Source organism: Bradyrhizobium sp. SOJA106 (assembly GCF_059448745.1).
In genome coordinates this window covers 1,160,750-1,185,549 of record NZ_CM182549.1, presented here as the reverse complement: position 1 = coordinate 1,185,549, position 24,800 = coordinate 1,160,750, and the positions used below count along the sequence as shown (strand labels likewise).

General features: G+C 65.2%; 24 protein-coding genes. 5 read left to right on the top strand and 19 right to left on the bottom strand.

What is annotated here, in order from left to right:
• Positions 1-206: 206 nt before the first annotated feature.
• The 10 genes from ftsH to tolQ all read right to left on the bottom strand — a co-directional run bounded on the left by ftsH (position 207) and on the right by tolQ (position 12,729).
• The gene (gene ftsH, locus AC5V87_RS05540; RefSeq protein ID WP_456840990.1) at positions 207-2,129 is read right to left on the bottom strand and encodes an ATP-dependent zinc metalloprotease FtsH; all 1,923 of its coding nucleotides are present in this window, start codon (positions 2,127-2,129) and stop codon (positions 207-209) included.
• Positions 2,130-2,422: 293 nt separating this feature from the next.
• Positions 2,423-3,493, bottom strand: coding sequence for a tRNA lysidine(34) synthetase TilS (gene tilS, locus AC5V87_RS05535; RefSeq protein WP_495370223.1), 1,071 nt, complete (start codon positions 3,491-3,493; stop codon positions 2,423-2,425).
• A 143-nt stretch (positions 3,494-3,636) separates the two neighbouring features.
• Entirely contained in the window at positions 3,637-4,704 is a 1,068-nt protein-coding gene (gene ybgF / locus AC5V87_RS05530; protein WP_456840992.1) for a tol-pal system protein YbgF, read from the bottom strand.
• Between the two features lie 186 nt (positions 4,705-4,890).
• On the bottom strand, positions 4,891-5,379 hold the full coding sequence (pal, locus tag AC5V87_RS05525) for a peptidoglycan-associated lipoprotein Pal (protein ID WP_271672528.1): 489 nt from the start codon (positions 5,377-5,379) through the stop codon (positions 4,891-4,893).
• A 280-nt stretch (positions 5,380-5,659) separates the two neighbouring features.
• Entirely contained in the window at positions 5,660-6,391 is a 732-nt protein-coding gene (locus AC5V87_RS05520; protein ID WP_456840993.1) for an N-acyl amino acid synthase FeeM domain-containing protein, read from the bottom strand.
• A gap of 180 nt (positions 6,392-6,571) precedes the next feature.
• Positions 6,572-8,908, bottom strand: a complete 2,337-nt coding sequence (locus tag AC5V87_RS05515; RefSeq protein WP_456840994.1) for a putative bifunctional diguanylate cyclase/phosphodiesterase — start codon at positions 8,906-8,908, stop codon at positions 6,572-6,574.
• 256 nt (positions 8,909-9,164) lie between these two features.
• Positions 9,165-10,511 (bottom strand): Tol-Pal system beta propeller repeat protein TolB, encoded by a 1,347-nt coding sequence (gene tolB, locus AC5V87_RS05510; RefSeq protein WP_495371830.1) that lies wholly within the window; start codon positions 10,509-10,511, stop codon positions 9,165-9,167.
• A 41-nt stretch (positions 10,512-10,552) separates the two neighbouring features.
• Positions 10,553-11,512 carry a cell envelope integrity protein TolA gene (gene tolA / locus AC5V87_RS05505; protein ID WP_456840995.1) on the bottom strand — a complete coding sequence of 320 codons (960 nt, stop codon included), beginning with the start codon at positions 11,510-11,512 and terminating at the stop codon, positions 10,553-10,555.
• A 4-nt stretch (positions 11,513-11,516) separates the two neighbouring features.
• Positions 11,517-11,969: a protein TolR gene (gene tolR / locus AC5V87_RS05500; RefSeq protein WP_456840996.1), complete on the bottom strand. Its 453-nt coding sequence runs from the start codon at positions 11,967-11,969 to the stop codon at positions 11,517-11,519.
• A gap of 43 nt (positions 11,970-12,012) precedes the next feature.
• Positions 12,013-12,729 (bottom strand): protein TolQ, encoded by a 717-nt coding sequence (gene tolQ, locus AC5V87_RS05495; protein ID WP_027561063.1) that lies wholly within the window; start codon positions 12,727-12,729, stop codon positions 12,013-12,015.
• Positions 12,730-13,241: 512 nt separating this feature from the next.
• Between tolQ and AC5V87_RS05490 the strand changes: the two genes are divergently transcribed.
• A complete protein-coding gene (locus AC5V87_RS05490) occupies positions 13,242-13,760 on the top strand; it encodes a DUF2231 domain-containing protein (RefSeq protein ID WP_456840997.1) in 519 nt (172 codons plus the stop codon).
• A 33-nt stretch (positions 13,761-13,793) separates the two neighbouring features.
• Here AC5V87_RS05490 and AC5V87_RS05485 read toward each other — a convergent pair whose 3' ends face one another.
• The 5 genes from AC5V87_RS05485 to AC5V87_RS05465 all read right to left on the bottom strand — a co-directional run bounded on the left by AC5V87_RS05485 (position 13,794) and on the right by AC5V87_RS05465 (position 16,655).
• The gene (locus tag AC5V87_RS05485; protein ID WP_495370222.1) at positions 13,794-13,964 is read right to left on the bottom strand and encodes a hypothetical protein; all 171 of its coding nucleotides are present in this window, start codon (positions 13,962-13,964) and stop codon (positions 13,794-13,796) included.
• 305 nt (positions 13,965-14,269) lie between these two features.
• Positions 14,270-14,761, bottom strand: coding sequence for a DUF2852 domain-containing protein (locus AC5V87_RS05480; protein WP_456840998.1), 492 nt, complete (start codon positions 14,759-14,761; stop codon positions 14,270-14,272).
• Between the two features lie 121 nt (positions 14,762-14,882).
• A complete protein-coding gene (locus AC5V87_RS05475; protein ID WP_456840999.1) occupies positions 14,883-15,623 on the bottom strand; it encodes a TetR/AcrR family transcriptional regulator in 741 nt (246 codons plus the stop codon).
• A 200-nt stretch (positions 15,624-15,823) separates the two neighbouring features.
• A complete protein-coding gene (locus AC5V87_RS05470) occupies positions 15,824-16,189 on the bottom strand; it encodes a YciI family protein (protein WP_495370221.1) in 366 nt (121 codons plus the stop codon).
• Between the two features lie 61 nt (positions 16,190-16,250).
• Positions 16,251-16,655 carry a YciI family protein gene (locus AC5V87_RS05465; RefSeq protein ID WP_495370220.1) on the bottom strand — a complete coding sequence of 135 codons (405 nt, stop codon included), beginning with the start codon at positions 16,653-16,655 and terminating at the stop codon, positions 16,251-16,253.
• Positions 16,656-17,059: 404 nt separating this feature from the next.
• Here AC5V87_RS05465 and AC5V87_RS05460 point away from each other — a divergent pair, with 404 nt between their 5' ends.
• Positions 17,060-17,848: an SDR family NAD(P)-dependent oxidoreductase gene (locus AC5V87_RS05460; RefSeq protein WP_456841002.1), complete on the top strand. Its 789-nt coding sequence runs from the start codon at positions 17,060-17,062 to the stop codon at positions 17,846-17,848.
• Between the two features lie 130 nt (positions 17,849-17,978).
• Entirely contained in the window at positions 17,979-18,416 is a 438-nt protein-coding gene (locus AC5V87_RS05455; RefSeq protein ID WP_495370219.1) for a hypothetical protein, read from the top strand.
• A 328-nt stretch (positions 18,417-18,744) separates the two neighbouring features.
• Here AC5V87_RS05455 and AC5V87_RS05450 read toward each other — a convergent pair whose 3' ends face one another.
• The 4 genes from AC5V87_RS05450 to AC5V87_RS05435 all read right to left on the bottom strand — a co-directional run bounded on the left by AC5V87_RS05450 (position 18,745) and on the right by AC5V87_RS05435 (position 21,574).
• On the bottom strand, positions 18,745-19,158 hold the full coding sequence (locus AC5V87_RS05450) for a VOC family protein (RefSeq protein WP_456841004.1): 414 nt from the start codon (positions 19,156-19,158) through the stop codon (positions 18,745-18,747).
• A 38-nt stretch (positions 19,159-19,196) separates the two neighbouring features.
• On the bottom strand, positions 19,197-19,733 hold the full coding sequence (locus tag AC5V87_RS05445) for an SRPBCC family protein (RefSeq protein WP_495370218.1): 537 nt from the start codon (positions 19,731-19,733) through the stop codon (positions 19,197-19,199).
• 174 nt (positions 19,734-19,907) lie between these two features.
• Positions 19,908-21,209 carry an RNA polymerase sigma factor gene (locus AC5V87_RS05440; protein ID WP_495370217.1) on the bottom strand — a complete coding sequence of 434 codons (1,302 nt, stop codon included), beginning with the start codon at positions 21,207-21,209 and terminating at the stop codon, positions 19,908-19,910.
• Positions 21,206-21,574 carry a YciI family protein gene (locus tag AC5V87_RS05435; protein WP_271582407.1) on the bottom strand — a complete coding sequence of 123 codons (369 nt, stop codon included), beginning with the start codon at positions 21,572-21,574 and terminating at the stop codon, positions 21,206-21,208. The genes AC5V87_RS05440 and AC5V87_RS05435 overlap by 4 nt, the downstream gene beginning before the upstream one ends.
• A 144-nt stretch (positions 21,575-21,718) precedes the next feature.
• On the opposite strand from AC5V87_RS05435, the gene AC5V87_RS05430 reads away from it, so the two are divergent.
• Together AC5V87_RS05430 and AC5V87_RS05425 are read left to right on the top strand one after the other, a co-directional pair.
• Positions 21,719-22,684, top strand: a complete 966-nt coding sequence (locus AC5V87_RS05430) for a 2-hydroxyacid dehydrogenase (RefSeq protein ID WP_495370216.1) — start codon at positions 21,719-21,721, stop codon at positions 22,682-22,684.
• A 117-nt stretch (positions 22,685-22,801) separates the two neighbouring features.
• The gene (locus tag AC5V87_RS05425; protein WP_495370215.1) at positions 22,802-24,769 is read left to right on the top strand and encodes a methyl-accepting chemotaxis protein; all 1,968 of its coding nucleotides are present in this window, start codon (positions 22,802-22,804) and stop codon (positions 24,767-24,769) included.
• The last annotated feature ends 31 nt before the right edge of the window (positions 24,770-24,800 follow it).

The following is a 24,800-nucleotide window of genomic DNA, read 5'->3' as shown; positions in this document are numbered from 1 at the left end:
GATTGTCGGGTGGGTAAAGCGCGCAGAGCCGGGCCCCACAAAGCGACGTGGAGGATGCGGGGGCATGGGCCCCCGCTCTGCGGAGCGGCACTTCGCACCGCACCGCGTCCGGGGCACGAGACCTGAGTTTCGGGCGCAACTGCGTCAACCCTGGCAACAAAAAAACGCGGCGCTCCGCCGCGTTTTTCAATTTGTCCTGCCGTGCGTTACGCCTGCGGCTGCGGCTCCAGGCCGGGATCCGGATCGGGGCGCGGGCGCGACTTGCCGGCCGGCGGCACGGCGGAGGCGCGCGGGGTGGTCGGCTCGAGCACGGACTCCCGGTTCGGCTTCTTGCCCTTGAGCAGGTCGACGATCTCGTCGCCGGTCAGCGTCTCGAACTCCAAGAGGCCCTTGGCCAAGGCTTCGAGATCGGCGCGCTTCTCGGTGAGGATGCGGGTCGCTTCCTGATAGCCTTCCTCGACCAGGCGCTTGATCTCGGAGTCGATCTTCTGGACCGTGGCCTCGGAGGCGTTCTGCGTGCGCGAGACCGACATGCCGAGGAAGACCTCGTCCTGGTTTTCGCCGTAGGAGACGGTGCCGAGCTCTTCGGACAGGCCCCAGCGCGTCACCATCATGCGGGCCAGGCGCGTGGCCTGCTCGATGTCGGAGGCAGCACCCGAGGTCACCTTCTCGCGGCCGAAGATCAGCTCTTCGGCGACGCGGCCACCCATCATGATGGCAAGGCGCGAGGTCATCTGCTCCAGCGACATCGACAGCTTGTCGCGCTCCGGCAGCTGCATGACCATGCCGAGCGCACGGCCGCGCGGGATGATGGTCGCCTTGTGGATCGGATCGGTCGCCGGCACGTTGAGGCCGACGATGGCGTGGCCGCCCTCGTGATAGGCCGTCAGCAGCTTCTCTTCCTCGGTCATGACGAGCGACTTGCGCTCGGCGCCCATCATCACCTTGTCCTTGGCTTCCTCGAACTCGGCCTGGGTCACCATGCGCTTGTTACGGCGCGCAGCGGTCAGCGCAGCTTCGTTGACGAGGTTCATCAGGTCGGCGCCGGAGAAGCCCGGGGTGCCGCGCGCGATGGTCTTGAGGTTGATATCGGGGGCCAGCGGCACCTTGCGGACGTGAACCTTGAGGATCTGCTCGCGGCCAACGACGTCGGGATTGGGCACCACGACCTGACGGTCGAAGCGGCCGGGACGCAGCAGCGCGGGATCGAGCACGTCGGGGCGGTTGGTGGCGGCGATCAGGATCACGCCCTCGTTGGCCTCGAAGCCGTCCATCTCGACCAGCAGCTGGTTCAGCGTCTGCTCACGCTCGTCATTGCCGCCGCCGAGACCGGCGCCACGGTGACGGCCGACCGCGTCGATTTCGTCGATGAAGATGATGCAGGGCGCGTTCTTCTTGGCCTGCTCGAACATGTCGCGGACGCGGCTGGCGCCGACGCCGACGAACATCTCGACGAAGTCAGATCCCGAGATGGTGAAGAAGGGAACGTTAGCCTCACCAGCCACCGCGCGGGCGATCAGCGTCTTACCGGTACCGGGAGGTCCGACCAGCAGCACGCCGCGCGGAATCCGGCCGCCGAGGCGCTGGAATTTGCCGGGGTCGCGGAGGAATTCGACGATCTCCTGGAGGTCCTGCTTGGCCTCGTCGACGCCCGCAACGTCCTCGAAGGTGACGCGGCCATGCGCCTCGGTCAGCATCTTGGCGCGCGACTTGCCAAAGCCCATCGCCTTGCCGGCGCCGCCCTGCATCTGCCGCGACAGGAAGATCCAGACACCGATCAGCGCGATGAAGGGCAGCCAGGAGACCAGTAGCGAGACGAACCACGGCACGTTGTCGCCGGGCGGCTTCGCGGTGATCTGGACCTTGCTGTCATAGAGGCGCTTCACCAGCGTCGGGTCGTTCGGCGCATAGGTCTGGAAGCTGGAGCCGTTGGTGAAGGTGCCGTGGATCTCCGGCCCCTGGATCACGACGTCGCGCACATTGCCGCGGTCAACTTCGCTCAGGAGCTGGGAGAAGGCGATGTCCTGCGAGGAGGCGCGCTGGCCCGGATTCTGGAAGAGCGTGAACAACGCCAACAGCAGCAAGACAATGATGACCCAGAGGGCGAAATTGCGCAGATTGGCGTTCATCGATCTTCCTTCGTGGTCGCGCGGATCGCGGCCCTGGTCCTTCGGGAGCTATTTGCCCATTTATCTGGCCCAGTTATCGTGGGCAATGCGAGGAAATCCTCAAGGAATCCCCGTCGTTAGACGTCTACAATTTAGGTGCCGCCCCCGTCGCTGCCAAGGGAACGAGATGGGACTATTTATCCCATCTTAGAGCGATTCCCGCTGAAATAATGGCGAGCTGGCCGGGGTTTCTCCTGCCTGGTTAAGGTGTCCTGACGCGGCACGGCGGAAACGGCCGGTGTCATGATCCGCCCTCACCCACCTTTGGATCGCCGGGCCGGCGCCGGCGCGATGTGGATACGCCCCCCGGCAAGGCTGATCAAGGCTCCCGCGAGGGTTTGCTTCAGGATCGCACGGCCATTTGCGCGGGCACGGCGATTGGCCGCCAAACCGGCGGCGATGGCCCGATCGAGCGCGGCCAGAAGGGTCTCGACCTTGCCGAGTTCCGCCGGTCCTTCATGGCCGATCGCGTCGATGGCCCGCAGCAGGAGCCGCAGCCGGACTTCCTCTGGAAGCAGGGCAAAGGCCGACGCCTCGAAGCTTCGACCCGCTGCCTGCGACGCATCGCCGCGATCCCTCAGCCGAAGGAAGCGCTCGGCGCCGTCGGCGAGCACCTCGACCGCCGCATTGGCGCGGGCGAGCCTGCCTGCAAGCCGCGCCAGGCTGCGGGCATCGCCGCCCTCGGCCGCGAGCTGCGGCAGCAGCGCGCGCAGCCGCGGCCGGGTGAAATTCACATCACGGTTGGTGGGATCGTCGGCGAAGCCGATCTTCGCCCGCCGCAACGTCGCGATCAGCTTTGACTTCGGGACGTCGAGCAGCGGACGGGCCAGCACGATGCCATCGCGCCTCGAGAGCCGCGCCATCGCCGACAATCCGGCCAATCCGCTGCCGCGCAGCATCCGCATCAGCAGCGTCTCCGCCTGGTCGTCACGGGTGTGGGCGGTCAGCACATGGCTCGCGCCCGCCTTGCGCGCGGCCTCTGCGAGGAGGCGGTAGCGGGCCTCGCGCGCCGCCGCGGCCAGACCCGTCTTCGGCTTTTCGCCGCGCCAGCGCAGGGTCCGGTGCGGCAGGCCGAGCTCGGTCGCGAGCCGCTTGACCTCGCGCGCCTCGCGCGCGGCTTCGGGACGCAGACCATGATCGACGGTGACGACGGTGAGCTGCGGCCCGCGTGCGAGGCTTCGCTGCCAGCGCGCCGCGAGCCACATCAGGGCAACGGAGTCGGGCCCGCCGGAGACCGCGAGCACCAGCGCGGGGGCGCTTTTCAGCTCTGCGAAGAGCTGCTTCGCCTCGCGCGCCGAGATCGGTGAATCGTCGTCGTCTGACATGACGCTGCAATCGTCCGCGGATGGATCGACTGTTTAGCGCAACGCCGTCCGCCTTGTCAGCGACCGCGCTTGTTCGAGCATGATCTTTCGGAAAACCGCTGCACAATTTGCGCTAACGCGGCCCTTCGGGTCCGGATCATGCTCTAGCACTTCACCCGCTTCTGCTCGCGATCGACCGCGGCCTTGACGCCGGCCGAGGCGCGCGGATATTTGCGGCCGACCTCACCGAACGCGGCGCAGGCGGCCTCCTTCTCCTTCAGCGCCGCGAGCGACTGGCCGAGCCGCAGCAGCGCATCGGGCGCCTTGGCCGATTTGTCGTATTTTGTGGTGACGGCGAGGAAGGCCTCTGCGGAATCGCGATATTGCTGGCGCTGGTAGTAGCTTTCGCCGAGCCAGTATTGCGCATCGCCGAGCAGCGGGTCGTTCGGATATTTCTGCGCAAAGTTCTTCATGGTCTGCTCGGCGAGCGCGTAGTCCTTGCGCTGCATGTAGCCGATGCCGAGGTCGAACTCGTCGCGCGGCGTTGCCGAGGGCGGCAGCGTCGTCAGGCCGGTGCCGCCCGATGGCGCGGGATAGCCCTGTTGTGCCGGAGGATAGCCCGGCTGTGCGGCCGGCGGCACGCCCTGCTGGTAGCGCGGGCTGGTGTTGGCGAGATCGAGCGGCTCGCCGGCGTTGCGGCCGCCGGGGGCACCGACCTGACCGGTGGCCGGCACCGGCTGCTGGCCGCCGCCGAGCGCGCGCGGCGCGCCGGGCGCATTGGGGTTCTGGCTCGGGTCGAAGGCATCGCCGCGGCGGCGCGTGCCGGGGGCACCGGGCGCCGGCTGCTCCTGGACGATCGGCGCGGGCGATGCGATCTGCGGCTGCTCGTAACCCGGCTGCGCGGCATGCTGCGGCTGGCGATAGGCCGGCGCGGGCGGCGCGGCTGAGACATTGGGCTGGACCGGCACCTGTCCGGGCGCGGCTTGCGCGCCGCCCTCGAGCGCGCGCAGGCGCTCTTCGAGTTGGCGGTTGCGATATTGCAGCTCTTCATTCTGGCCGGTGAGCTGGCGCAGCTGGTTCTCCAGCCGTTCGATCCGCATCTCGGGATCGTCATCCGACTGCGCCAGGATCGACTGCGCCAAGGCGGGCGAGCTCAAGACCATCGGCGAGCACAAGGAGAGCAGCGCGGCGGTCGCCGCGGTGCCGGTAAAAGCCTTAAATCTGGATGACATCTTGCCCTGACGACAAAAGCGAAATGGCCTGCGACGGAACCTTCGACGCGCCACACATTGAAGTGGAGTACGCCAAAAATGTGACTGCTACAAAGGGGTTTCTGTCACAGATCGCTGAAACGAAACCGGCGCCCAGGAGGGCGCCGGATCATCTGTTTCCGAAGCTGAACGGCCGCTGACTGGTCGTTACGAGCTCGCGTTCAGGACGGTGACGGCGCGCCGGTTCTGCGACCAGCAGGAGATGTCGTTGCAGACGGCGACGGGCCGCTCCTTGCCGTAGGAGATCGTGCGCATGCGGTTCGGATCGATGCCGCGCGAGGCGAGGAACGAGCGCACCGACTGGGCGCGGCGGGCGCCGAGGGCGATGTTGTATTCGCGGGTGCCGCGCTCGTCGGCATGGCCCTCGATGGTGAAGGAGTAGCGCGGATAGGTCTGGAGCCACTGCGCCTGCTTCTCCAGGGTCACGATCGCCTGCGGGGTCAGATCGGTCTGGTCGCTCTCGAAGAACACGCGGTCGCCGACGTTGACGACGAAGTCCTGCTGACTGCCCGGCGTCGCCGCGCTCGCATTTGCATCCAGGCCCCCGTTCTGCTTGGCGCAGGCGCCCATCGACAGCGCGATTGCCACCACCGCGGCCAGCTTCAATCCCTGGAGGATACGCATAGGATATTTCATTCCGGAGCCTCCACGCTCACGTTCGTCCACTGCTGTCCGGTCTACAGGGGGTTGGTTAAGCGAACGTTCCGTCAACCTTGACGGAACCTTGCCTCACACCGTCAAATGCCCCCAACCCGCGAAAAGCACCCATCATGGTTAATGGGTTGTAAATGTGGCGCGAGGGTGAAGGCAAGCCGCGCCGGAGCCAAAATGCCGGGTTTTGCTGGAATTTTGGACAGCAGAGGCCACGCGGCCACGGAATGCCGTGAGGCCCCCAAGTTGGCCCAGCGACCTGGGCTTAAGCCGGGCTGAGCGGCGCTGAAACGAGCATCGGCCGGGACACGGCCTGGCGCTGGCTGGCACGGTCGAACAGCATCCTGCGCTCGAAAGCGCTCGAGCGCATGATCGGAAAGCGGGTCAGGACCCGCTCGCGGAGCTTGGCGAAATCGGAGGCCATCAGGACCACCTGTCGCGAATGCCAGCCCGGGAACGGCCGCGGCTCCGTGAGGGTCTCGTGCAGGAAGACGCGGCGATAGAACGCCTGGTGGTCCGTACGCACCATCGCGAGGCCGAGATCGGCCTTGAAATGATCGCAGGCCAGATAGGCCAGTCGCAGCGTCAAATAGGGCAGTTCGTGAAAGCGCTGGCTCTTTTCGGGGTCCGCGGCAAAGCGCGCCGGATCGACGAAAACCTCGCCGCGATCGAGGCGCGGATGAAGAACGTCGCCGAACAATTCGGATGTGTAGGACATCCGCTGCTCCGACGTCAGGACGTGAAGGCGAAGAGAACTACAGAGTTCGCCGTCGAGATAGATTCCGAAGATCCAGGCGTTGGGCGATTCATCGTAGACGTCGACGATCCGCTGCGATTGCGACGGCGAGATCAATCCGCCGTGGAGATAGGCCCGGTAGCGCATCTCATAGACGGCATCTCGTTCCTCGGGAGTCTCGATGAGACGGTAGTCGACGCGGTCGAACAGCCCTGCCCCCCGCATGTCCTGCGGTGCTCGCGGTTCGGCTCCTGACTTCATCTGGTACTCCCGACACTGCAAACAACTTCCGCGAGTGCAAGGGAAGATTAATGACTCCTTAATAAAATTGCAAAGGATTAGGCCCTTTACGGTTAACTTCGGGGGCCCGCAAGACTCCGGGGGAGCGCCAGAAACATCCTGGAAGGAGAGGAGAAAAAAGGAGGGGCTGCGTGCGCGCCGCTAGGCGAAGGAGCGCGAGGAGATCGAAACGATCTGGGCGTCCGCGATGCGGCGGCCATGCGAGGCGTCGAGCAGCTGACGGATCCGGATCGCGGGCACCGGCCGGCTGAACAGGTAGCCCTGCCCTTCGGAGACGGTGCCATCGGCGCTGATCAACTCGAGCTGCTCGTTGGTCTCGATGCCCTCGACAACGACCGACATGCCGAGATCGGCGGACAGCCGCGCCACGCCGCGCAGCAGCGTCAGCGGACGGTCGGTGTCGATTCCTTCCAGGAAGGAGCGGTCGATCTTGACCTTCTGCATCGGGAAATTGTGCAGATAGCTGAGGCTGGAATAGCCGGTGCCGAAATCGTCGAGCGAGATGCGCACGCCGAGCGCATGCAATTGCGACAGGATGTCGTGGGTGAGCTGGGTGTTGCGCAGCAGCGAGGATTCGGTGATCTCGATCTCGAGGCGATGCGCCGGAAGCCCTGAGACCTCCAGCGCATAGCGGATTTCGCTCAGCACGTCGCGCTGGTGGAATTGCTGCGGCGAGAAGTTGACGGCGACGCTGACGCCGTCCGGCCACTTCATGCATTCCATGCAGGCGCGGCGCAGGATCCAGCGGCCGAGATCGACGATCAGCCCCATGTCCTCGGCGACAGGGATGATGTCGACCGGCGAGACCGTGCCGCGCACCGGATGATTCCAGCGCAGCAGCGCCTCGCAGGTGGTGATCTTGCCGGACTTGAGGTTGACCAGCGGCTGGTAGAACAGCTCGAACTCCTCGTTGGCGAGCGCCTTGCGCAGGTCGAGCTCGAGGATGCGGCGCGCCTCGACGGTGGCCGCCATCTCGTCGCGGAAGAAGCAGAAGGTGCCGCGGCCGTCGGCCTTGGCGCGGTAGAGCGCCATGTCGGCGTTCTTCAGCAGCGTATCCGCGCTGGCCCCCTCCGGCGAGGTCAGCGCGATGCCGACGCTCGCGCCGATCTCGACCAGATGATTGTCGATGCGGTAGCGCTCGCTCAGGCGCTCGACGATACGGCGCGCGAGCGCCGCCGCGTCCTCGGGCGCATTGAGGTTCTGCTGGAACACGACGAACTCGTCGCCGCCGAAGCGCGCGACGAAATCCTCCGGACGCAGCATCTCGCGCAGGCGATTGGCGACGGCGCAGAGCAGCTGGTCGCCGCAGGGATGGCCGAGCGTGTCGTTGACCTGCTTGAACTGGTCGAGATCGATGAACAGCAGCGCCGACAGACGCTCGGCCGAATGCGAAGCCGCCAGCAGGCACTCGATCTCGTTGCGGAAATGAACGCGGTTGGGCAGCGCCGTCAGCTCATCATAGCGGGCGAGATGGGTGATCTTGGCCTCGGCGTTGCGCCGCTCGGTGACGTCCTCGAGCAGCACAACCGCGCCTCCGTCCGCCATCGGTTGCACGGTCCAGGACAACGACCGGTTTCTCTGCGCGTCGGGATCGACGGTGACGATCTCCTTCGCCCGCGAACTCTCGATCTCGGCCACGATGGTCTCGCCGCTCGCAGCCGAGATGGAGCCGGAGGAGACGCACGCCGCCACGATGTCGCGCGCGCTGACGCCGCTGCGAACGAGCGTGTCGGGCAGGTCCAGCATTTCGCCGAACCGGTGATTCATCACCGCGAGCTGCCTGTCGACGCCGAACATGCACAGGCCGTGCGGCATGTTGTTCAGCGCGGTATCGAACTGGCCGGCGAGTGCCGCCTCGCGTTCGCGCGCGATGACCGCCCGCATGAAGATTTTGTGCAGATTGGCGGAGAGCTGCATGATCGCCAGCAGGAATGCGGCGCTCAAGACCGACATCGCCACGTAGTAGGGCGTGCCGTGCGATGCCAGCGCGATGACCGACGGGACGAACATCAGCGCGGCCTGCAGATGATAGATCGACGGCCGGCCGTAAGCCCTGCCCGCACCGCCCCCCACGATGCCCGTCGTGACGGACAGGGCGATCATGTGAACCACGGCGTCGTTGGTGCTCACCAGAGCCAGCGAGCACCATATCCCGATCGCGGCAGCCTGGATCAGCGCGCCGATCAGATAGCGCCGCTGCCAAATCGCAGCCTCTTCGGCGGTCAGGTTCGATTTGCGAGGCAGGAATCGTCGCAGATCGAACAACCGGATCGCTCCGGCGAGGATGATCAGTCCCACCGTTGCCCAGGTCAGGATCTGCCCGGTCCTCAACGCGGTGATGGCCGCTCCGATGGCGACGAAGACGATTCCAGCAAGCAGCGGACCGGGCGCCTCGAAGAGAGAATCGATCTGCGCGGTCGACGCCTTCGGCGCGGCCTGTCCCCGATCGGGTTCTCCGGTCTGGCTTGCGAACTGCATCTGGTTTGTACGCGCGTCCTGTTTGACGCGTACTTTTACCCAGACCAGGTGAAGCCTTTCTGAGGGAACATCGTTAAAGTCGAGTTGTTTTTCGGCAATAACGAACCGATTTCCGCTTATATTATCAATCAGCTAGGCAAGCCTTGCCGGGTACAAGGTAAAGGAACACTTGCCTTGCACGCCGGACGCGAAAAAATCGGTGCTTTTTTTCGAAAACATCGCGCGTCTGAACGCGCGATGTTTTGGCCGCGTGTCCTCATTGGCCCGCGGTCGAGGACAGCAGCGGCGACCATGCCGGATCGGAGGCGAAGCCCGGCGTCGGCACCTTCAGCTCGTTGCGGCCGGAAATGTCGACGGAGTACAGCGACGGTCCGGCATTGCCGCCGGGATCGCGGAAGAACATCAAAACGCGGCCGTTCGGCGAGAACGTCGGACCTTCATTGTGGAAGCCGGAGGTGAGCAGCCGCTCGCCGCTGCCGTCCGGCTTCATGACGCCGATCGAGAACTGTCCGCCGCCCTGCCGGGTGAAGGCGATGTAATCGCCCTTCGGCGACCACACCGGCGTCGAATAGCTGGCGTTGGTGTCGTCCTTGGAGAAGGATATGCGCTGCGCCGCTCCTCCGCCCGCGCCCATCACATAGATCTGCGACCGGCCGCCACGATCGGATTCGAAGCAGATGCGGGTGCCGTCCGGCGAGTAAGAAGGCGACGTGTCGATCGCCGGCGTGTCGGTGAGGCGCGTGGTCGAACGCGAGCGCAGATCCATCACGAACAGGTTGGAATTGCCACCCTGCTGCAGGCTCATGATGACGCGCTGGCCATCCGGCGAGAACCGCGGCGCGAAAGTCATGCCGGGGAAGTTGCCGACGATCTCGCGCTGGCCGGTCTCGATGTTGAAGAGATAGACCTTCGGATCGCCCTGGCCGAACTCCATATAGGTGATCTCTTGCGAGTTCGGCGAGAAGCGCGGTGTCAGCACGAGATCGGAGCCGCGGGTCAGGTAGCGCACATTGGCGCCGTCCTGGTCCATCATCGCGAGCCGCTTGACGCGGCGCTCCTTCGGGCCGGTCTCGTCGACGAACACGACGCGGCTGTCGAAATAGCCCTTCTCGCCGGTCATCCGCTCGTAGATCTGGTCGGAGATGATGTGGGCGATGCGGCGCCAGTATTCCGGCGACGTGAAATATTGCTGACCCGTGAGCTGCTGGCCGGAGACCACGTCCCACAGGCGGAATTCGGCCTTGAGCCGGCCGTCCGGCTGCCGCGTCATGCGGCCGGTGACGAGGGCCTGCGCGTTGATGGTCTTCCAGTTCTGGAATTGGGGCGCGACGTCGATGTTGCTGATGCGCTCGATGAAAGCGGCCTGGTCGATCGGCGCAAACAGGCCGGAGCGCTTCAGATTGTTGGTGATGACCTGCGTCACGCCGTTGCCGACGTCGCTGTCGGACGGCGAACCCGGCAGGAAATTGGAGATCGCGATCGGGATCGGCTGGAATTCGGTGGGATCGATGCGGATGCGCGGCTGGCCTTGCGCGAAGGCGTGTCCGCCGCCGAGCATCGCGAGCGTCGACCCGGTCAGGGTCATGAAGCGGCGGCGGTTCATCGATCGAGCGTCATTCATTGCAAAATTCTTTTGTTCGGATGTCACAACATGTCTTTCAGGCCGAAAGTCATCGGAATGAGCTTCCAGCTCTCGTATTGCTGCTTCGGCATGAAGGAATAGACCTGGCACTGCACGATGGCGCGCTTGGCGCTCTCGGCCACCGCCTGGGCGATCGACCGCGACGGTCCCCTCACCGCGACGACGATAGGCTCGGACGCGAGCGATCCGTCGATCTTCATCGGGATGTCGATGTCGGCTTCGTACAGATCCGCATCCTGCCCGTTATAGGTGGGTGTAAAGCAGCGCTTGACCGCACCCTGGAACGCGCCGCGCCAGGTCGCGACATTGTTGGCGGCGGTCCCGGTGGCCGCTCCCAGAGATGCCGACGCGTTCAGCGCCGCGCCGGCAAGCTCGTGCCGGGTCGCGGCGCGCTTGTCGAGATCGCGCTGGATCTGCGCAGGATCGAAGGTGCGCTCCTTGGGCTTGGGCTGCTGCTGCGGCTGCACCGCGGCGATCTTCTGCTCCACGGGCTTGGGCGGCGGCTTCTTCGTTTCCAGCTTCTTCTGCAGCTCGGCGATCGGATCTTCCTTGGCCGGATCAGGCTTCTTCTCCTGCGGCTTCGGTTCCTCCTTCGGCTTCGTCTCGGCAACCGGCTTCGGCGGCTCGGGCTTCTTCTCGACCGGCTTCTCGACGGGTTTCGGCGGCGGCTCCGGCGTCGAGTTGGTCTTGATCAGCTCTTTCTTCTCGGTGACCTTGCCGACGGCATCTTCTTCCGGCTTGGCTTCCGCGATCTTCTCGACCTTGGGCTTCAGCTCTTCCTTCTTGCCGGTCTTCTGCCCCGCCATCATCTTGGCGAGCTGATCGGAGGAGATGATGTCGATCGGAAGCGACTCTTCCGGCGCGACGAAGGCCCTGCTGCTAAAGGTGACGAGACCCCATCCCAGCACCAGGACATGGAGGGCAATCGACGCAACGAGTGTCTTGTCGACCTTCACCTTCACGGCCTTAAGACCCCTGATCCGCTTCCGTGACGAGCGCCAGCTTCTTGAATCCGGCTCCCGACAACAGCCCCATCACCTTGGCTACCGTGCCGTAATCCGCCTTCTTGTCGGCGCGGAGATAAATCCGCTCCTCGAGCCCGCCGCGCGCATCCGTGATTGCCTTCAGCTTCGGCACCAGCTCGTTGATCGCGATCTCCTGGTCGTTGATGAACACCTTGCCCTTGACGTCGACCGACATCTGGATCGGCTTCTGGTCGTTCTGCTCGAGGCTCTTGGCCTGGGTCTGCGGCAGATCGAGCGGCACGCCGACGGTGAGCAGCGGTGCCGACACCATGAAGATGATGAGCAGCACCAGCATCACGTCGACCATCGGGGTGACGTTGATCTCGGCCATGACCGGCTTGCGCCGGCTGCGGCGGCCGCCGCCTCCGGACGAACTCGCGACGTTCATGCCCATGGTCTGGTGCCCAAATTGCCCTTCACACTATACATGCCGTCCGTCAGCCCCGCTCGTCGATCTGACGCGACAGGATGGCTGAAAATTCATCGGCGAAGCCCTCGAGCCGCTGCGCCTGCCGGTTCACCTCGGACGTGAACTTATTGTAGAAAATAGTGGCAGGAATGGCGGCGATAAGGCCGACCGCGGTCGCGAACAGCGCTTCCGCGATACCGGGGGCCACCACCGCCAAAGAGGTATTTTTCGACGCCGCGATGGACTGGAAGCTCGACATGATGCCCCAGACCGTGCCGAACAGGCCGACGAAGGGGCCGGCGGAGCCGACGGTGGCGAGCACCAGGAGCCGGCGTTCCAGCCGCTCGACCTCGCGCGCGATCGAGACGTTCATGACCTTGTCGATGCGCATTTGAAGGCCGGCGACCGAGCGGGCGTGGCTTTCGAACGAGCGCTTCCACTCGCGCATCGCGGCGACGAAGCAGGCGGCCATCGAATGCGTCGGCTTGGCCGAGAGGGTGCGGTAGAGCTCCTCGATCGATTCGCCGGACCAGAAAGCCTGCTCGAAGCGGTCCATCGAACGGCGGGTGCGGGAAAACAGGAAGATCTTGTCGATGGCGATCGCCCAGACCCAGACGGAGCAGGACAGAAGCCCCAGCATGACCCCTTTCACGATCCAGTGAGCCTGCCAGAACAGCGCGATCAGCGACACGTCCGCGGAAGCGGCAACCGGAAGGGCTGACTGAGCCACGTCGGCCGGATTCATAAGCAGTATCCTCTCAAGGCGATCGTTACCTGATGTCCGTGACAGCAAATGGCTGCCGGTTCCCAACTGCCGCGCCGGAACCGGTGCAGCGGCAAGCCCGCTCAAAGCCTCATCTTTCTGGGGTGCAAGGGCTGGTCCAAAGCCGGCTGCCTGCATTTCCCTGCCAAGATGTCAAAACTATGGGCCTCGACCTCGGGCTTTGGGCGCGATTGTCCATAAATACCAGAGCCCGCCGATGGTTAACGCCGGGTTACCAGGAGCAAATTTGGCTGCGGGAAAGGTCGGTAGCGCAGGGGGATGGCCGTCTTGCCGCGGCGGAGGCATTGTGCGGCGGCTCCCTGGGGTCAGGCCGGCCCGGCGGACCCCCGCAAGGGGAGAGGGAGCGCAGTCGGCCGCGCAGCCTCACCCTGGACTTCCTTGCAAGGCGAGCATCGGGTCTGCCGCGTTGACCTGAGGAACTAGCGCTCGCCCCAAAAAATTGTCCCGAAAATCACTTTCAGCGAGTCATTGCCATGAGCATCAATCCCAAGACGACCGCCGCGATCGGCGATCATCCGGTCCACCCCATGATCATCCCGTTCCCTGTCGCGTTCCTGGTCGGCGCGCCCATCGCCGATCTGGCGTTCATCGGCACCGGCGACACCTTCTGGGCTAGGGCCGCGATGTGGCTGATCGGCGCCGGCATCGTCATGGCGCTGGTTGCCGCCGCCGCCGGCTTCACCGATTTCCTCAGCGAGCCCCGCATCCGCCGGCTCAACGATGCCTGGTATCACATGGTCGGCAATCTTGCGGCCGTCGTGCTGGCGCTGATCAATGTCTATCTGCGCTATGCACAAGGTGCGGAGGCTGCGATCAAGCCGTGGGGCGTCGTGCTGTCCCTGATCGTGGTCGGCATCCTGCTGTTCACGGGATGGAAGGGCTGGGAGATGGTGTATCGCCATCACGTCGCGGTGGTGGATGCTCCAGGCCAGACCAGCTCGGAGCCGGTCACGCCGCACCATGGCGGCGAGAGCCATCGCCGCGCGGCCTGAGTGAGCTCGCGACGGATCGCCGGTGACGGGCCCTCACCACTTCTCCTTGGAGGTCCGCACATCGAGCTCGAACGACCAGGCGCGTTCGGGCTGGCGGTAGAGGAAGGCGAAGGCATCGACGATGCCTTTGATGTCGATCAGACTGTCCTCGCGGCCGGCCGCATCCGGAAAGCGCGAGAAGATCTTGTCGCCTGCGAGGCGCATATAGGCGGTCCGGATCAGAGCGCCAGTGATGCCGGCGGGACGTAGCGCCGCTCGGATGCGCAGGCAAACCGGGCCTGCTTGCGCAAGTCGAGCGCATACAGTCGGCCGCACGCCGCGGCGAGCACGGGAAGGCCATAAATCGCGAAATCGCGGACTGCGCGCCTCCGCTGAAGCTTTGGCGTACGAGAGCGGGGAGAGGTCACCAAACCCGACCGCCCGCCTGCGGGTTGCGCAGGCGGGCGGCTCGGGGCCATCAGGACTTTGGGGGCATGCGCCTGAACGCTTTGAGAGGTGTCGGCGTCAGATCAGCCCTGTTGCTGGTCCGTCGGCGGCGGGGTCGGACGCGCCTTGTGCTGCGCCATGAACTGGTCGAACTCTTCCTTGTCCTTGGCGTGACGCAGACGGGTCAGGAAATCCTTGAACTCGCGCTGCTCTTCCTCGAGCCGCTGCAGCGTCTCGGCGCGGTATTCGTCAAAGGCGCGGTTGCCCGAGGACGGCGGGCCGAAGCCAAAGCCGAAGCCGCGGCGCTCCATGCGATCACGCATGCGATCCATCTTGTACTGCATCCGCTCCATCTTGTTCTGCCAGCGATCCTGATGGCTCCAGCACGACATTCTTCTGCTCCCGAGTGTGAAAAAGAGAAGGGCAAGTCCGATCGGCCACCAGATGATGAAGCCGAGGATGGTCACGGCGATCCAGCCGGGATGCCAGGGCGTGTCGAGCATGCGGGGACGCTCGTACTGTTGGTATTGATCCGAAGGGCCGCGCCATCGATTGACATCAGCGGTGTAGGCCATTTCCCATCTCCATCACGGCATCAGCGCCGTTGTGAATGTAAATAACATTTACATAGCTAGACCATCCCGCGATTTTGTCAAGCTGGCCGCCCAACAGGCCCGCGGAATTATTTGCGCAACTTTATTTCGGCTTGCCCCAGGGTCCGCCGGGCGGGACTCCAGAACCGGAGGAAGCCTCCGAGGGCACCGGCGGCGGCTCGGCGCTCTTCGCGGCCGGCCGGCGGTCGGTCGGGAAGCCGAGGCCGCGCAGATAGATCAGCACCTCGGCCTCGAGCAGCTCGTCCGGCGACATCGGCAGCTTGCGCCGCGCGGCATCGCCGCGGGAGAACAGCGAAGCGACGCCGTGTGCCATCGACCAAATGTGCAGTGCCATCATCATCGCCGGCGGACGCGGCGTGCCGGGAGGTGCGAGCGCCGCGAGACGCTCAGCGGCGGCGCGAATGACGTTAAAAGCGCGCTCGCTAGCGGCCTGTAGCGCCGGATTGGCATCGACCGGCAGGCCGGATTCGAACATCGCGTTGTAGAAGGCGGGCTCTTCGCGGGCGAAGGCGAGATAGGCCCGGCCGACACGCTCGAACGCGGTGACGGTGTCGGGGCGCCCGTCGTCCCAGGCTGCGGTCAGCCGCGATTCAAACTGTTCAAAGCCACGCTGGGCAATCGAGGACAACAGCTCGTCACGGTCGCGGAAATGCCGGTACGGCGCCGCCGCACTGACGCCGGCCATGCGCGCTGCATCGGCGAAGGTGAAGCCGGCCGCGCCCTTCTCGGCGATCAGCCCGAGGGCGGCCTGCAACAGGGCTTCCTTCAGATTGCCGTGGTGGTAGCCGCGCTCGGCGCGGCGCTGCTCCTTGCGCCAGCTCATGTGAACGGCTTTTACATGAGCCGCGCGTGAAGGTCACTAGCGCAGGCCGGGTTTGATGAACCCGTATTTTCCGCAGTCATTCCGGGGCGGCTCGAAGAGCCGAACCCGGAATCTCGAGATTCTCAGGTGCGCAATTGCGCACCATAGTTCGAGGCTTCGCATCGCCCCGGAATGATGGCCAACTTGACAGTCGCCCGAAGCTACATCTGCGGAATCGCCAGCACGGGCATGACCTCGATGGCCTCACCCGGGAAGATCGCAAAATGCGGATGGTTCTCGAACAATCTTGCGGCCTCCTCCTCCGAGGCGGCCCGGATCACGGTGAAGCCGGTCAGCGCGTTGCTGATCTCGGTGATGCCCTTTGCGTCGATCCGGCGGGTCTTGCCGAGCGGGCCGCCCATCTCGACGATGACGTCCTTGTGCTTCTCGACCCAGCCATGCCAGGCGGCCATGCCCTCGCGCTCCCTGGCCTTCCGATCCGCTTCGGGCATCGCGTGCCAGGCTTTCATTTTTTCGCCGCTCATGCTGCCGAGATAGACGGCGAGAAATTTGTGTTCGGTGCTCATCGGTTCTCTCTCCCTTGTTGATGGATTGAGGCAAGCCGTGATCGTCTCGCGGGCACGGTCGCTACTTCCTGAGGTCGTCGAAGCCGGCGGCGGCCGCCTGCACGTCGGGCGGAAAGTCGGACATCTCCTGCACCTGCCGGATCTCGATGATCTCGTTGGCCGAGGCCGGGCACTTCTTGGCCCAGGCGATCGCTTCCGCGCGCGAATCCACCTCGATCATCCAGTAGCCACCGAGGACTTCCTTGGCTTCCGCGAAGGGGCCGTCGGTCACGACCGGCTCGCCGGTCGCAAACGAGACGCGCGCGCCCATCGAGGGCGGGTGCAGGCCGTCGAGCGTGATCAGCACGCCGGCATCCTTCAGCGCCTCGTTGTAGCGCATCATCGCGGCGACGCGCTCGGGATCGAGTTGAACGTCCGGCGGCGCGCTCTCGTAGCCAAGCGGGATCATCAGCATCATGAATCGCATGGGAGTTCCTTGCTTTCACTGTCGGCGAGAAAGGCGGCAGAGCCGTCCCCTCACCTCCAAGACGAGCGGGACCTTGCGGAACCGACACGGCGACGAAAATTATCTGGCAGGCTTTCGTAGGTGCCGTCTATGCGCTCCGCATTCCCGTCATCCGCGCGCAACCGCGAAGCGGGTGTCGCTGAAGGCGCTCACGCGGCAAAGCCGCGTGAGCCTCCAAGGATGAATCGGCCCCGATGCAGCCAGGCCGTCGCCCTTCGAGGCCACCGAAGAAGCGGCCGGCTCAAGGGGACGGTCCTAACGCGCGAGCAGTCCGTTCATCGGCAAGCGTCTTTCTCCTCCAGACAAAAACGCAGTAAAAGAAGCCCGCCCGCACGCCCCCCTTTTGACTCAAGGATAGATCAGCCATGCCCCCTGCCCCGCAAAAAGTCGCCCTGGTCACTGGAGCCGCGCGCGGCATCGGGCTTGCGACGGCGAAAAAGTTCCTGGCCGAGGGCTGGCGCGTGGCGCTGCTCGACATCGAGGGCGAGTTGCAGGCGAGCGCGGCCGCGGCGCTGGAGAAGCCCGACGACACGCTTGCGATCAGCTGCGATATATCCGACACAGCGGCCGTCGGAGCTGCGATGGCCGTAATCATGAGCCGCTTCGGCCGGCTCGATGCGCTCGTCAACAATGCCGGCGTCGCCGTGTTCGCGCCGGTGCTGGAGACCAGCGATGCGGACTGGAACAGGATCATGGCGGTCAACCTCACCGGCCCTTTCCTGTGCACCAAGGCGGCGGTGCCCCTGATGCGCGAGCAGGGCGGCGGCGCCATCGTCAACATCACCTCGATCTCGGCGGTGCGCGCCTCGACGCTGCGCTCGGCCTACGGCACCAGCAAAGCGGGCCTCGCACACCTGACGAAGCAGCTTGCGGTCGAGCTCGCCTCGCTCAACATCCGCGTCAATGCGGTGGCGCCGGGTCCGGTCGACACCGCGATGGCCAAGCAGGTGCACACCAGGGAGATCCGCGCCGATTATCACGACGCCATTCCGCTCAACCGCTACGGCCTGGAGGAGGAACTCGCCGAGGCGATCTACTTCCTGTGCTCGGAACGCGCGAGCTACATCACCGGCCAAATTTTGGCCGTTGATGGCGGCTTCGATGCAGCCGGCATCGGCCTGCCGACGCTGCGCGGGCAGCGGCGAAACGGGTAGCACCTTGTTGGGTGGGCAAAGGCGCAGCGCGCCGCGCCGACCAATTCTCCCAATTTGCGGCGCCATTGGTGGGCACGCTAGGCTTTGCCAACGCTACGAGACCTGCGGTGTCGATTGTGCGGAGAGTATCATGCGACGCGTCACCTTCCTCAAAGTCCTGATGCTCGCATCTGCGGTGCTCGCCGCCGTGCCCGCCGCGGCCGAAATCCGCATCATCCAGTCGCCGGGCGGACAGGTCGGTCCATTCCTCGATCTGTTCGAGAAGGTGCGCGAGAGCGGCGAGCGCGTGGTGATCGACGGTCCGTGCCTGTCGGCCTGCACGCTGGTGCTGAGCATCGTGCCGGGCGAGCGCATCTGTGTGACGAACCGGGCCGTGCTCGGCTTCCATGCAGCGCGGTCGGTCGATCGGCGCGGGCGCTTCTATGCCGAGCCGGAAGCATCCGACGCGGTGCTCGCCGCCTATCCCGGCCCGGTGCGCGACTGGATCAGCCGCCGCGGCGGCCTCACCTCGCGGCTGCTCTTGCTGAAAGGGCGCGATCTCGCCGCGATCTATCCGCGCTGCCGATGAAGTTTTCGCGGCCAGCTGCTCCTGCCCGCGCGGAGCGCGGCAGACATAGGCGGGTCTTCTAAAAAAGAGTCTGGATCAACGGCGCCAGCTTCAAGCTTGCACAGATGAGCATCCCCCAAAGAGCGAAATTGATCTGTAGCGCCGCTGCCATCGGTCGCTCCCCTTCCAAGTCCGTTCATCCCGGTTTGTCGGTCTTGTGAACCAGAATTAGCGATTTTGTCGCGGAGATGACAGCTTAATCTTGCGCCAGTTGTTGTGCGCTGCGGTCCGCGTGATGTGACGACGCGGACCGCAATTTCCGCTGACCGCATCAAGCAGCCGAGCGGACCTACATGCCTTCGGCGGGGCAGTTCACCATCCAGGGAATGCCGAACTTGTCGACGCACATGCCAAAGCCCTTGGCCCAGAAGGTCTTGCTGAAGGGCATGGTAACGGTGCCGCCATCGGCAAGCGCGTTGAACTTGCGCTCGCCCTCCGCGGGGTCCGCAACCGTGAGCGAGATCGAAAAGCCCTGGGGTTTTTGAGCATGCTCGGGCGGCGCGTCCGAGGCCATTAGCACGCTGCCGTCGGGCAGCGACATCCGCGCATGCATGATCGTCTTCTCGCGGCCAGGCGCGGCGGGCATGTCCGGCGGCGCCTCGGAGGCGCGCATCATCGCGTCGATCTTGCCGCCGAGAACCTTGGCATAGTAGTTGAACGCAGCTTCGCAGGTGTCCTGATAGAACAGATAGGGATTGAGCATCGTTTCTCTCCTTTTCGCTTCTCTGGGCAGTACGCGCGTTACTTCTCGGTGAGCTTCTTCAGACTGGAGAGGCCAGTCTCAAAATCCTTGCCGATCATGTGGTCCATGTTGATGAAGACCTGCATGAGCTTCGACATGAACGGGGCCGGACCGTACATCGCCCACGTGACCAGTGTGGCATCGCCTTGCGGCACAAAGGTGAACTCCGCAGTGTTGTGACCTTCGAACGGGCGCTCGAAATCGAGCTTGATACGGAGCTTCGAGGGCGTGTTCGCCTCGAGGATCTCCATGTGGCCGGCGCCGACATTGTTGTTGCCATCCCAGGCATAGGTGGCGCCCTTGCCTGCAGCGGTTCCGCCGTAGCTGCGCTTCATGGCGGGATCGCGGTTCTCGTAGGGCGACCAGTTGGTCCAGAAGTGGAAATCGGAAACCAGCGGATAGATCGCAGCGGCCGGCGCCTTCACGGCGATCGAGCGCTCGACACGGAACGTATCGGGCTTTGTCAGCGCGACGACGAGGATGGCGGCAATTCCGACCGCGAGCACGACAGCGGCGATGGCAACAGCTTTCAGCATGAATGGCTCCCTTGATATGGGATTAAGACGAAGGGGAACGGCGGGGACCGACAATTCGAGAGGAGATTTTTCGCGTTCCCTCGCTCGTCATTCCGGGGCGATGCGCAGCATCGAACCCGGAATCTCGAGATTCCGGGTTCACCCTTCGGGCGCCCCGGAATGACGCCTGCGGCGTCACTTCACCTTCGCAGCCTGCTTCGTGGCTCCCTCGCCGCCTTTCGGCTGGCTATCCCGGATCAGGCGATCGAGATGCATGCGGATATGGGCGGCTTCGGCCGAGGTGTTGGCGAGGGCGATGGCGCGGTCGAAGGCGATGCGGGCTTCGTCGTTGCGGCCGAGCTGCATCAGGAAGGCGCCGCGCACGCCGTAGAAATGGAAGTAGTTGGCAAGTTTCGGCGCCAGCGGCTCGATCAGATCGAGCGCGGCTTGCGGCCCGCGCACCTTGGACACCGCGACGGCGCGGTTGAGCGTCACCACGGGTGAAGGCTGCACCACCTCCAGCGCGCCATAGAGCAGGTCGATCTGAGTCCAGTCGGTCTCCTCAGGCGTTGCCGCGCGCGCATGCAGCGCGGCGATCGCGGCCTGAATCTGGTAGGGCCCGGTGCGGCGATGGCGCATCGCCTTGTCGATCAGCGCAAGGCCTTCGGCGATCATGGTGCCGTTCCACAGCGAACGGTCCTGGTCTTCGAGCAGGATCAGCGAACCATCGGCGGCGAAACGCGCGGCGCTGCGGGCATGCTGCAGCAGGATCAGCGCCGTGAGCCCCATGATCTCCGGCTCACTCTGGAACAGCCGCAGCAGCAGCCGCGCCAGCCGGATCGCCTCCTCGCACAGCGGCTTCCTGATCTCGGCGGTATCGCCGCTCGCCGAATAGCCCTCGTTGAAGATCAGATAGATCATCGCTGCGACGCCGGCGAGCCGCTCCGAGCGCTCGACCGCGCCGGGCGCCTCGAACGGCGTCCCGGCCTCGGCGACCTTGGCCTTGGCGCGGGTGATACGCTGCTCCATCGCCGCTTCCGACACCAGGAAGGCGCGCGCGATCTGCTTCACCGTCAGGCCGGAGACGATGCGCAAGGCGAGCGCGATCTGCTGCGTCGCCGGCAGTTGCGGATGGCAGCAGATGAACATCAGCCGCAAGATGTCGTCGCGGTAATGCGAGCCGTCGAGCCGCTCGGCGAGGGCGCCTTCGGCATCGTCGAGATCGGAGATGGCCTGGTCGTCCTCCGGCAGCGGCTGCTGCTTGCGGGCGCGGCGCACCTCGTCGATCGCGACGTTGCGGCCGACCATGATCAGCCAGGCCGCGGGATCGCGCGGCGGCCCGTTCTGCGGCCAGGTTTTCAGCGCGCGCAGGCAGGCGTTCTGGAAGGCCTCCTCGGCCGTATCGAGATCGCGGAAATAGCGCAACAGCGCGCCGACCGCCTGGGGTCGCGCCGAGGTCAGCGCGGTCTCGATCCAGGCGGTGTCAGTATCGCTCACGCCGAAATTCCTCCGGGCCGGAACACGCCGACGGGACGCACCTCATAGGCGCCGCCGGGATTGGCAGCGCCAAGATCGCGCGCGACGTCGAGTGCGTCATCGAGATTCTTGCAGTCGACGATGTAGAAGCCGAGCAGCTGCTCCTTGGTCTCGGCATAGGGGCCGTCGAGCACCAGCGGCGGGTCCTCCTTGCGCAAGGTCGCCGCCGCCGTGGTCGGCAGCAGCCGCGCCACCGGGCCGAGCCGGCCTTGGCTCGTCAGCTTCTCCTGCACCACGGCGAGCTTCTTCATCACGGCCTCGTCCTGCTCCTTGCTCCAGGAGCCGACGAAGTCCTCGTCGTGATAGCAAAGGATCGCATAAAGCATGGGCAGCACCTTCCCTGACCGCTTGTTTTGAAGACGGTCCACTATGCCTCGCTCCGACAGCGCTGCGGAAAAAAATTGCGAGAAAAATCCGGCAGATCGTGTCAAGGAGGGCTTTCGAACGCGGAACCTGATGAGGCACTACGAATGACCATGGGCACACTGGCCGTCCTGATCAACAGCACCCAGCAGAACTGGCTGCCGGAGCGCTGGAAGGCGCGGTTCGATGCGGTCTGCGGCGGCCGCCGCGTGGTGCTGCTGCCGGATGCCTGCCTCGATCCGGCCGAGGTGCACTATGCGGCGGTGTGGAAGCCGGTGCCGGGCGACCTCGGCTCCTTCCCCAATCTGCGGGCGATCTTCAATCTCGGCGCCGGCGTCGATGCACTGATGGCGGACAAGAGCCTGCCCGACGTGCCGCTGGTGCGCGTCGCCCTTCCTGACCTCACCAACCGCATGACCGAATATGTCGTGCTGCACGTACTGATGCACCACCGCCAGGAGCTGTACCTGCGCGAGTCGCAGCGCGCCAAACGCTGGGAGCCGCAATATCAGTGGCCGGCGAGCGCCGTCACGGTCGGCGTGATGGGCCTCGGAACGCTCGGCGCCGACGCGGCCGACGTGCTGCGCCGGCTCGGCTTCCGCGTCGCCGGCTGGAGCCGCAGCCCGCGCACGATCGTAGGCGTCGAATGTTTTCACGGCACCGCGGGCATGGATGCGTTCCTGCGCAAAACCGACATCCTGGTGTCGCTGCTGCCGCTGACGCCCGACACGCGCGGCATCCTCAATCGCGACGTTTTCGCCAAGCTGAACCGCACCAGCCCCCTCGGCGCGCCCGTGCTGATCAATGCCGGCCGTGGCGGCCTTCAGAACGAAGCCGACATCCTGGCCTGCCTCGACGACGGCACGCTCGGCGCTGCCTCGCTCGACGTCTTCGTGCAGGAGCCGCAGCCGAAAGACAGCCGGTTCTGGACCCATCCGAAAGTGGTGCTGACCCCGCACAACGCAGCCGATACGGATGCAGAGGCCATCTCGGCCTATGTCGCCGAACAGATCGCGCGGTTCGAGGCGGGCGGGGTGCTGGAAAACGTGGTGGATCGGGGGAGAGGGTATTAGGGCCCCGGGATTTCGCGAACGCTGGCGCGTCACAATCGGTGTCGTCCCCCCCGTTCACCCTCTCTTAGCGAGAAGTTGATAGGCGTTGTTAACCAACGCTCAAACAACGAGTCGGACATGCGGGTGAGCCTCGGTCTCAGGATGCGGATCACGGTTGCGCTGGCGGTGACGGCGGCGGCGACCGCGCTGTTTGCCGTGCTGGGCGCGATGTGGATCATCTCAGGAATCATCGACCGCGCCGACCAGCGCGAGCTGCGCAGCCATTATGATGCGCTGCTGTCGCGCATCGCTGAAGAATCCCGCCGCGCCGCCGCCATGAGCACGGTGGTGGCCGCGATGCCGGCGACGCAGGATGCGATGGCCAAGCAGGACCGCAATGCCCTCGTCGGCCTGTTCGGACCGGTGTTTGCCGCAACCAAATCGGACTACGGCGTCGAGCAGTTCCAGTTCCATGTGGCGCCGGCGACCTCGTTCCTGCGCGTGCACCAGCCCGCCAAATTCGGCGACGACCTCTCCGGCTTCCGCAAGACCGTCGTCCTCGCCAACCAGGAGCGCAAGGTCGTGGTCGGCCTTGAGGGCGGCGTCGCCGGGCTCGGCATCCGCGGCGTGGTGCCGATCGCGCAAGCCGGCAAGCATCTCGGTTCGGTCGAGTTCGGCCTGACCTTCGGCCAGTCCTTCCTCGACGACTTCAAGACGAATCGCCATGTCGATGTCGCCTTCCATCTCGCCGACGGTGCCGGCTTCAAGCTGTTCGGCGGCACGCTCATGGGCAAGAGCTTCTTCGATGGGGCAGATTACGCCCGCGCCGCCGGCGGCGATTTTACGGTGCGGCAGGGGAAACTGGACGCTACGCCGGTCGCCGCGTTGCTCGGACCGATCAGGGACTTTTCCGGCAAGGCGCTCGGCGCGGTCGAGCTGGTGATGGACAATGCCGACTATGTCGCGTCTGCGGACCGTGCCTGGTGGCTGTCGCTCGGCATTGCCGCGCTCGGGCTCGTGCTGGCGGCGGTCGTCGGCTATCTCATCGCCCGCAGCATCTCGCGCCCGATCCTCTCCATCACAGGCGTGATGCGCGAGCTCGCGGACGGACGGCTCGATGTCGAGGTGCCCGCAAGCAAGACGAATGACGAGGTCGGTGCCATGGTGAAGGCGGTCGCAGTGTTCCGCGACAATGCCGTCAATTTCAGCAGGCTCCAGGCCGATCAGCACGAGGCCAAGGCGCAGTCGGAAGCCGAGAAGCGGCGTGCCTTCGCCGCGCTCGCCGACAATTTCGAAGCGTCGATTCGCGACGTCGTCACCACCGTGTCCTCGGCCGCGGTCGAGATGGAGCAGACCGCACGCTCCATGTCAGCCATCGTCGAGCAGTCGCGGCAGCAGACCCGCAACGTGTCGTCGGCCTCGGCGCTGGCCTCGGAGAACGTGCAGACCGTCGCGGCCGCCGCGGAAGAGCTGTCCTCGTCGATGACCGAGATCAGCCGTCGTCTCGCGCACGCGACCGAAGTGGTGGGCAAGGCCGCCAGCGACGGCCGGGCGTCGAACGCACGGGTGCAGAGCCTTGCCGATGCCGCGCAGAAGATCGGCGACGTCGTCTCCTTCATCAACGGCATCGCGGGCCAGACCAATCTGCTGGCGCTGAACGCGACGATCGAGGCGGCGCGCGCAGGCGAAGCCGGCCGCGGCTTTGCCGTGGTCGCTTCCGAAGTGAAAGCACTGGCAACCCAAACCGCGAAAGCGACGGAAGAAATCGGCGCGCAGGTCAAGGCCGTGCAGGGCGAAACATCAGGTGCGGTGGACGGCATCCAGTCGATCTGCGCAACGATCCAGCAGGTCGATGAGATCTCGGCGGCGATCGCCGCCGCCGTCGGCCAGCAGGGCACGGCGACGCAGGAGATCGCGCAGAACGTCCAGCAGGCCGCCGCCCGCACCGGCGAAGTCTCGCAGAACATTGCGGGCGTCACGGACGGCATCGCGGTGACCGGCACGGCCGCTGAGGAAGTGCTGGGCTCGGCGATCGAGCTGTCCAAACAGTCGCAGCGGCTGCGGGACGAGGTGGATCGTTTCCTCGCGCAGATTCGCGCGGCGTAGTCAGGCGCGGTAGCGGTCCACACGCCCGCTG